The sequence below is a fragment of the Pseudanabaena sp. UWO311 genome, from assembly GCF_006937785.1.
In the GTDB taxonomy this organism is placed as follows: Bacteria; Cyanobacteriota; Cyanobacteriia; order Pseudanabaenales; family Pseudanabaenaceae; genus Pseudanabaena.
The window spans coordinates 340,013-348,002 of record NZ_SJEE01000002.1 but is presented as its reverse complement, the minus strand read 5'-3'; the positions used below and the strand labels follow the sequence as shown (position 1 = coordinate 348,002).

Genomic DNA, 7,990 nt, shown 5'->3' with positions numbered 1-7,990 from the left:
TATAAAGTCTGGGAAATACCCCATCAGTCGCAGCTTATTTTTAGCGGCAAAAAGAACGACTAGTCCTGTTGTTAAACAATTTATCGAGTTTGCACTTTCTCCGCAGGGGCAACAAATTGGGCAGAATTTAGGATTTATTTCAGTGCAATAATTCTTCGATTATGAAGGAGCCAGTGTAAAAGCGATCGCTCCCTTTGGAGATCGTTTTTCTAAAGTTCTCATTTAATGGATATTAAGACAAATGCATTATTTCCTTGGAGACATTTGGGCAAAATGTTCTAGCAACAAGCGATGGATAAAGATGTAACCACCTCCAACTTTTTGCAAGAAGATGAGTTTCGTAGCATAGTTAAGAAAATGCTCTAAGTTCCAAGGGATATAACTATTTTGATAAAGTACTAAACGTAATACAAAGTGTTGGAGACACGCCAATCCAGCAGGTGAGAAAGTTCCGAACAATATTCCAATCAATATGCCAAATGTAGGTGCACGAAAACCTACTTGAAGGGCGACAATCCCCAAGGTAATTGCCCCGATGATTGTAAACAATAGAGAGTTTTGAAGAGATCTCCAAATCCCTTGATTTGGTACTGTATTTGTTTCAATCGTTGAACCTGCAAGACCTTGTAGCAGGATAAAAATTAAACCAGTACCCAAACCACCTAAACCATAGCTTAAGTTCTGAATCAGAGTAGGGATAGCCCAATGAAGACTAAAACTTGCAAAATTAATTCCTAAAACCAAAAGTATGCCTACACTTAGTCCTACTTGTAATCCGACAAGAATGGTTTTTTTAGCTTTTTCAAAAGACCATTTGAGGGTTTCTACAGTCTGGATCTCAGTTTGAATTAGTCCTAAAATAACTCCAGCAATTAGACCGCCTCCAATCCCCAAGAAAATCCCGCCAACTAATCCAGTTTGTATGTCAAATATCAACCCTAAATTTACACCAGTAACCAGACCAATAGAAGCTGCCCCAAACAAGCCTAAGCATATTGAATAAATCCACTTTTTGTGAATTGAATTCAACCAATCAGGTTGAATTCGTTCGATCAGAAATACAGTTTGCGATCTAAGTAATAATTGCTTAGCAAGCCAAGACAGCCAAAATATAGTTTTTTCTTTGCTATATTCTCTTTGCAGGATCTGGCGATCAAACATTCTTTGAATATAAGTGTCAAACAAATGCTTTCTGCGCTCTTCAATAGACTTTTGGGCTTGTAGTAATATTTCAGAATTTAGATCTTGATAGGCTAAAGTCATAATACTCAGTAGAAGAGGCGATCGAACCAATTCCTGCAAGGTTTCATCGGTACGAATGGCAGTTGATACTCCTTCTAGATTTGAACCTGTACTAATTAGATATCGATCCACTTGTTCAAAGGTAAGCGGTTGAATACAAATAGCTCCTTGTACCCTGAGACGATGAGAGAGAGATTTATAGTCTTCAATCCGACTGCAAACAACAAGTTCTGTTTGACCCTTGGACTGCGTAAATTGATTCAAGGCTTGGACGCATATATCTCGTCTTTTGATGCTGACTTCATCTAAACCATCTAATAACAGAAATAGCTGCTGTGTCTCAATCCAGCTTTTACCAATCTCCTTAGCAACTTGATACTTAATATGTAATTCCTGTATCAGCCAATCCGCAATACTCTGCTTTTCGTTTGTCCATGATGATAGATTAAACACGACTGGAATTAATTTATTGACATCTTTTTCAGCTTCAGCTATCAAATCGCGAGCAAGCTCAAGTAAGGTAGTAGTCTTTCCTGAACCAGGAGCACCTAGTATCAATAGCGATCGCCCAGCGCCCAATTCATTCAATTTATCAATGATTTTTGTGCCCGACGGCAATGTTTGAGCAAGCTGTTCTTCAGATTGAAAAACTACAGACCAAGGACGCTCTACTGCAAAGGATCGTTCTTCTAGCCCCAAGTCAATCAATACTTTGCTATGTAAAGAAGTTTCTAAAACGCCTTTAACCCAGAAGTTTTTTACCTTATTAAGTAGAATTTGGCGATTTCGATATTCTTGGCGATCGATTGGGCTATTAGATAACGTTTCTTTCTTTTGTAGAGATAATTCTTTCGGCTCTAGAATTGAAGTAGGCTGTTGTGATTGATGATTGGAATTATCTTGAGATTTACCAATCGAAAGAATAGTTGATTGATTGGCAATATCACTATCAGTCTGACTAATTAGCTTTTCTAAAGTTTCTAGAGCATCGCTTGCATTCTCGTAGCGCTGGCGATAGTCGTAGCGCACCAAGCGATCAAGAATATTGGCAAACCCTGAACTAATCGTCACCGATCCTAGACCATTCTCTGCTAATACCCTGCTGCATAAATTCCAACTGTATTCGCCCGACTGCTTATCTCTAGGCAACTGTTTTGGTAGCATCCCCGTCAGGGCTTGGAAGCAGAGCATCCCTACTGCATAAATATCGCTGCTAAAATGCGGCTGTCCCGAAATCTGTTCGCTCGGCATATATCCAGGGGAGCCCACTGCTACAGTATTACTACTAGTTTGGCTAGATGGGTTGCCTGTTTGGACATTGACTTTTTTTACCGCCCCAAAGTCAATTAAGACAATCTTACGATCTCGATCTCGCCTAATCAGATTTGATGGCTTGATATCGCGATGAATTACATTTTGCTGATGCACAAAGGAAAGCACTTGCAAGACATCTCGCAAAAGTTCGACTGCTTCTACTTCACTTATGCGCTTACCATCCGCAAGTTCGTCTTCTAAAGTTATTCCTTCGATTAATTCTTGTACTAGATAGAATTCGCTATCTTGCTCGAAGTGTGCCATCAAACGCGGGATCTGGTCGTGGCGATCGCCCAATTTATAAAGAGTTTCCGCTTCTTGATTAAATAAGCGCTTGGCAATTTCGAGCGTACCTGAATCGTCAATTTTTGGCTTTAGCTGCTTGACAACGCAGAGAGAATTACTTGGTAGATGTAGATCTCTAGCTAGAAATGTCTGACCAAATCCGCCGCCGCCTATATGCTTAACGATTTGGTAATGTCCTGCTAGGGTAGTCGGGATTTCCATATATGTGTTTAGTTCGCTTTAGTTTGCTAATCGCTACCGTCACTTTGAGCAGTTACAAAAGGCAAATCTGGCGATAAAACTAGCACCAAACAAAACAATCGCAACAGAGTAAAACCACGAAGCCATCGCACCACCTTTAAGGCTACTTCAAAATTTTAGTCTTAGTAAGACGATTTTCTACAAACAAAGAGATCGCTGGTCTTAGAAATCGTTATCTGTAATGATGCCTATTGAACTAATTTCCCTAGAGTGAATAAACCTCATAGCTAAAAACTTTAATCAAACTCCTTCACGCACTTTACTTTCTATGTCAAGATTAGTTTGTCGCCAACTTCCCGCGTTAGCTAGCGTTGCGGAGCAAATCGCAGTCCATTTCATAATTTTTTACAACTTTCCACTTCTGACTAAAGCTTACGACAACTCACGAAGACTTTTTAATCGGTTCTCTTAAAGATCGCGAAGAATCGGCAGCTTATGTTACGACAATTTTGGAAGAGAAAGATCCTGAGCCTGAGTTGCTACCTTTAGGATTAGCACACGTCGCGGCTGCATTAGGCAATGATAGCGATCGCCAGTGGGTAAGAGATTTTGCAGCAAATAATAAAAGTCAATCTGTGTGTGAGTTCGCACAATGGTTAGATAATCTGGGGCTAAAGCTTCAAATAAGCAGTAAAAGTAATTAAGTTGTTAATAGTAAAGCGTTTCACCTTTCCCCTAGAACAATTCAAACATGGAACTAAAATCTGCTAAACCTAAATCTAGACTCAGATACCTACGCATATTGTTTTTCATTCCTGCGATCGTTGCTTTGGTTGTGATGGCATATTGCATTTGGCAAATATTTCCTTGGTTTGTGGCGATGGCGATCGCAGGTTCTTAGATTATGCAGATTATTCCACTGTTTGTTAAATGAAATAGGTGATGCAGTTAATTACACAAAATATTGGAGCAAATCAGTAAAAGCAACCAAATCAAAACGACAATCTGCAAATAATTCTATACATTTAATTAGGAGCATATTTGTCTCTTTAATTGGGACTAGCGTATTACGAATGTATCTTTGAGTTGTAGCGTGATTGCCAAAGATTGACCAAGGTAATCTTCTGCTTTCTTTTTTTGTCCTAGTTTGTCGTAGACAGCCGACAGTCCAGCTAGTGCTTGACCTTCAATAGCTTGGGCTTTAATTCCCCTTGCAATGGTTAAAGATGCCTGAAAACTTTCAATAGCTTTGTCATATTTGCCACGAAAATAATATGAAAGACCTTGACAGACTAAATCTTGACCTTCACCGCGTTTATCTTTGATTTCTCGATCAATTACTAAAGCTTGCTGTGCATATTGCAAAGCTATTTCAAATTCTCTTTTGTAAGCATAAGCATTACAAAGGTTTCCAAGTACTTGCGCCTCACCCTTTCTATCTTTGATTTCCCTCATAATAGCCAAAGATTGTTGTAGGTTTTCAAAAGCTTTATCAAATTTGTTGATAGAACCGTAACTTAACCCCATATAAAGCAGAGTTTTGCCCTCAGAGCTTCTGTCTGCGATATTTTGGTAGATTATCAATGCTTTTTGAAATGATTGCAAAGCAGACTCAAACTGAGAGATTTTAACTTTCTCTTTCCCTTGCTCAAATAGTCGATTTGCATCATTCTTGCGGCTTTGTATTGTCTGCGCTTGGGCAGTGATTAAAGACAAATCTGATGGTAGTCCAAATCCCAAAATGCTAATTATCAAAACAAACGCAACCGAGTAAAACCGCGAAGTCATAACACCGCCTTTGAGACTACTTCAAAATTTTAGCCTTAGCGAGTCGATCTCCAGATAAATTTTAATCAATAAAAAAGCGATCGCTGTTTGCGGACAGCTATCGCTTCTAAATGTGATGGGGATAATTTTCTAGTTGCCTAACAAGTCATCTAGATCGATACCAATATTGTCTAAATTTGCAGCTTTAAGCAAGGTCATGGCAGCAGCTTTGTCCATTCGCTTTAGTCCATCATTGTCAAGAATTCGATTGCCGATCGCCTGTCCCATTTTCTCAGGCAAATCTGCATACCTTCCACCTTGTGCTGTTGGGCTGGGAATCTCATAGGCTGAAACTTCCTGATCTGTTCTAGGGGAATCTTGAGAAGATGGATGATTTAACTCCGCCCGATCGACAGCGATCGCTTCCTGCGTCCTTCTAGTTAAGGCACTTGCCCGAAACTCCTTGGCTTTATCAGTCTTGATCAATTCAGAAAGTTTTTCAACTCCTTCCTCAGTCCAAGTAGTTTCCCCATCGGGATTGTTGTTTTCCCAAAGCCCCTCTAGCTCGTCAGCCTTAGTCGATTTCAACTTTCTAATATATTCAGGCGTGCAGCCGAACATTTCAGCAACTTCGCGATTAGTCCGAAAGTTAGGTACAGTGATGGTTTCCATGATTGGATCGCCTCGCGTTACAAAATTTATAGCAACAGGATCGCAGAGCGGTACTGACTATGCAAGTGTGTCACGCAGTCTGTGACAACTTCTATCAACATAGGATCGCAGAGCGTTACTTTCTAAACAACTATGGATCGGTATGCGTTATAACTTTTGATCGCAGAGCGTTATGTAACAGTACATGGGGTAGCGTTACAAAAAATCCAATGACAAAACTTAGAACTTATGACACAAAAAAGTGTTTAGATTCAAGCATCGAACAGGATGGTTTTTATATCTTCAGTTCAAGGGGTCTTGCTCTTTCTACTGGATTTAAAACCTATGAAGCGGCTGAGGACGCATTTAGGAACTATAGAGGCTCACAAGAGATCAAGTTTTACCAATCTGGCTATCTATCAAGCATTAATTATGTCTAAAGACAAAGAAGGGATCGCTACCTGTGCAATCGCTTCTTTGTCAATGCTTTAGTTAGATCTCTGGGCTTTTCGATAATCCCAAGGCTTTTGAAAATTGCCACTCCACACACCAATTTTCTTCTTCTTAGCCTCGTCCTCGGCATTGACAATTATTTCTCTGTTAGGGCAGTTCCCAGAGAATTGCCGATAGTGATAAGCCATGCCTGCACCAATCATCTCACCACCAACAAACGCAATCTCATACTCACCATCGAAGCGCTTGCGATCGCTCTTTACCTCGACTTCGGCAATGGTGCGACCATAACGATCGCGTTCGATTGGTCTAATCACAACTTGCTTGCCACCGACTAATTTCACCATCAAAGCCTTGGACTCATCACCCAAAGGCTGACTTAATTCAGGCGCATCTATTCCGCAAAAACGAAGCTTTAATTTTTCCCCATCGCAATCAACGGCGATCGTATCGCCATCAAATACTTTTGTAGTTTCACAAATTCTAAACTGGGTATCTGCCAATCTTATCGGACGGATGATCGCAGGTTGATCTCCCTCATAACTGGGGCTGTTAGCAATCTCCCGTTGGTGATTTTGCCAAAGGAAAAAACTGACGATTCCTGCGATCGCAATAATCGTAACAACCGACTCGACAAACTTTTCTTTCATGGTTTCCACGATTAGCCATAAAAAAAATAGCCTAAGACCTTGCATATAGCTAGGCTCAGGCTATTATTAGAGTAAGAAATTTGTCCTCAGCTTTTATATAAATAAATTTTGAGGACTAAACAAGTGCAAAAATTAATTCGTGTCGGTTCGATTTGTTTGGCGATTGCAGGGGCGATCGCAACGGGTCAAGAAGCATTTGCTCAATTACCCAGTGTATTTAAAGTTCAAAACCCAACATCAGGAGTTCAAAGCGTTGTTGTAACTGGCACTCCCAGAACACAGATTCCGATCTCTTTCACGGGTAGAACTGTAACTAAAAAAATTCCGATTCGCACTAATGCTTGTGGCTTTGGGATTTTGAGAAATGCCTCACAGTACGGATTAAGCCAGATAAGCGTTGGAGCGGGAGCATACAGTTTTACGGCTCAAGGCATCTTGGTTGAATCTATTACAAACGGCATTCCTACATGTAGTATTTCTATCTTCTAGCTTTAGCAACAACCCAGCAACTACAATTGCCGTAACGCCTCTATCTGGAACTGCTATTTCTCAAACTGTTGCTAGCCTTCCCATTGGTTCTCCCAATAGATGCACAAATGGCAGTACTCTAGTGCGTTTAAATTAGCTTTCCGAACCCTTACAGAGCCGCTGAATTCTCAGAGCTTGCGATCGCAGTCTAGTTTTAAACTGGGCTGCGATTATTTTTTTGCGATCAAAATCATTCAGCCTAGCAATTTGCTCAGTAGTTGTCCCTTCCCCAAGTCGGTATGAAATCTCAATTAATTTTGAACGCACTTCTTCACGGCGCACGATGGTACTTTGCAGATCTGATTCATCTTTGATTTGCTCAAAAGTAATCACAGCATCGGTTACTTTGCCCTTGATCGCGATCGCAATCTCAGCCTTAGTTTTTTCAAGTTGGGCTAATTTGATAGCAAGATCAGCATTTGATTGAGCATTACGGGTCTGATTTGCGTCAGAAGTGGCTCTGCCACTAATAATCGTGGGCAATGCCTCAAACAATAATCTTGATTCTAAAGATGTGCGAATTTCAAAGGGGGCTAACGGTCTAGAATTTTGTAAAAGGATTGGGGCGATCGCTGATACCCACGGTGTAATAGTTTCCGCAAAACTATCTTCACCTTGAACTTTAGCCAACTTCACAGCCTGAGAACTACTGGCAATTTGTGCATCGATGGCTTTCAGTTCGGGACTATTGGCGATCGCTAAAGCTTCTAATTGTTTGATGCATTCAGGTGTTGAATCCAAACATGGCAAATCACCCTTCAGCATTTCAAATTGCTCCGATTCCTCACGATTTTCCAGTTTTTCATCTAAACCAGATCCTTCAATCGGTTCATCTTCTCCATTTCACCTAGAACCGTTTACAGGTTTGACAACGTTTACACCTGACTTATCGACTGGTT

Annotated in this window: 7 protein-coding genes; 2 read left to right on the top strand and 5 right to left on the bottom strand. The window is 40.5% G+C overall.

Features of this window, described 5'->3' with window-relative positions; translation table 11 throughout:
* Positions 1-246: 246 nt before the first annotated feature.
* Positions 247-3,063: a protein kinase domain-containing protein gene (locus PseudUWO311_RS23900; protein WP_190303385.1), complete on the bottom strand. Its 2,817-nt coding sequence runs from the start codon at positions 3,061-3,063 to the stop codon at positions 247-249.
* Between the two features lie 730 nt (positions 3,064-3,793).
* On the opposite strand from PseudUWO311_RS23900, the gene PseudUWO311_RS23895 reads away from it, so the two are divergent.
* Complete coding sequence (locus PseudUWO311_RS23895; protein ID WP_190303384.1) at positions 3,794-3,943, top strand: hypothetical protein; 150 nt, start codon at positions 3,794-3,796, stop codon at positions 3,941-3,943.
* Between the two features lie 158 nt (positions 3,944-4,101).
* On the opposite strand, the gene PseudUWO311_RS03430 is transcribed toward PseudUWO311_RS23895, so the two are convergent.
* The 3 genes from PseudUWO311_RS03430 to PseudUWO311_RS03420 form a co-directional block, all read right to left on the bottom strand.
* Positions 4,102-4,782, bottom strand: a complete 681-nt coding sequence (locus tag PseudUWO311_RS03430) for a tetratricopeptide repeat protein (protein ID WP_190303383.1) — start codon at positions 4,780-4,782, stop codon at positions 4,102-4,104.
* 177 nt (positions 4,783-4,959) lie between these two features.
* Complete coding sequence (locus PseudUWO311_RS03425; protein ID WP_142653665.1) at positions 4,960-5,481, bottom strand: hypothetical protein; 522 nt, start codon at positions 5,479-5,481, stop codon at positions 4,960-4,962.
* 467 nt (positions 5,482-5,948) lie between these two features.
* Positions 5,949-6,563: a thermonuclease family protein gene (locus tag PseudUWO311_RS03420; RefSeq protein WP_190303382.1), complete on the bottom strand. Its 615-nt coding sequence runs from the start codon at positions 6,561-6,563 to the stop codon at positions 5,949-5,951.
* A gap of 108 nt (positions 6,564-6,671) precedes the next feature.
* Between PseudUWO311_RS03420 and PseudUWO311_RS03415 the strand changes: the two genes are divergently transcribed.
* Positions 6,672-7,052, top strand: coding sequence for a hypothetical protein (locus PseudUWO311_RS03415; RefSeq protein ID WP_190303381.1), 381 nt, complete (start codon positions 6,672-6,674; stop codon positions 7,050-7,052).
* 132 nt (positions 7,053-7,184) lie between these two features.
* On the opposite strand, the gene PseudUWO311_RS03410 is transcribed toward PseudUWO311_RS03415, so the two are convergent.
* A complete protein-coding gene (locus tag PseudUWO311_RS03410) occupies positions 7,185-7,856 on the bottom strand; it encodes a hypothetical protein (RefSeq protein WP_142653662.1) in 672 nt (223 codons plus the stop codon).
* Between the last annotated feature and the right edge of the window lie 134 nt (positions 7,857-7,990).